Consider the following 1,066-nt stretch of genomic DNA (forward strand, 5'->3'; position numbering starts at 1 on the left):
AATCGTCGCCATCGGCCCCGGTGCGCGCAACGATGCCGGCCAGATCCAGGCGCTCGACGTCAAGGTCGGCGATCGCATCCTGTTCGGCAAGTGGTCCGGCACGGAGATCAAGATCGACGGCGAGGACCTGCTGATCATGAAGGAAAGCGACGTGATGGGTATCATCGAAGCTCAGAGCGAGCGGAAAGAGGCCGCCTGAGTCCATCAAGTCGAAAATCAATGCTAAAGCCCGGTGCGATCTCTGAGATTCGCTCATCGCGCTTTAGATCTTAATTTCTACGCATGTCGTCCTCGCAAAACCGCTGTACACTTGGCGACATGCGCAAGCTGCCGATGAAGGAGTGAGGACATGGCTGCTAAAGAAGTCAAATTCAGCGTCGAAGCCCGCGAAAAAATGTTGCGCGGTGTCGACATCCTGGCCAACGCCGTAAAGGTGACGCTGGGTCCGAAAGGCCGCAACGTCGTGATCGACAAGTCCTTCGGTGCGCCGCGCATCACCAAGGACGGCGTCTCGGTCGCCAAGGAAGTCGAGCTCGAAGACAAGTTCGAGAACATGGGCGCCCAGATGGTCCGCGAAGTCGCTTCGAAGACCAGCGACATCGCCGGCGACGGCACCACGACGGCGACGGTGCTCGCCCAGGCGATCGTCAAGGAGGGGGCCAAAGCCGTGACGTCGGGCATGAACCCGATGGACCTGAAGCGCGGCATCGATCTCGCCGTCAGCGCGATCGTCGAAGAACTGAAGGCCAACGCCCGCAAGATATCCAACAATGCCGAAATTGCCCAGGTCGGCACGATCTCCGCCAATGGTGACGCCGAAATCGGCCGCTTCCTGGCGGAGGCCGTGCAAAAGGTCGGCAATGACGGCGTCATCACCGTTGAAGAAGCCAAGACCGCCGAGACCGAACTCGAAGTCGTCGAAGGCATGCAGTTCGACCGCGGTTACCTCAGCCCCTACTTCGTCACCAATGCCGACAAGATGCGGGTCGAGTTCGAGGACCCCTATATTCTCATTCATGAGAAGAAGCTGTCGAACCTGCAGTCGATGCTGCCGATCCTCGAAGCT

The 1,066-nt window shown here is 59.2% G+C and carries 2 protein-coding genes; both read left to right on the plus strand.

What is annotated here, in order from left to right; genetic code table 11:
- Positions 1-199 (plus strand): co-chaperone GroES (locus AC13QO_RS29885; RefSeq protein WP_488542763.1); only part of this gene is annotated, 199 nt, incomplete at its 5' end.
- Between the two features lie 150 nt (positions 200-349).
- A partial coding sequence (groEL, locus tag AC13QO_RS29890) for a chaperonin GroEL (protein WP_488542764.1) occupies positions 350-1,066 on the plus strand: 717 nt, incomplete at its 3' end.

The organism is Rhizobium sp. CNPSo 3670 (genome assembly GCF_057784555.1).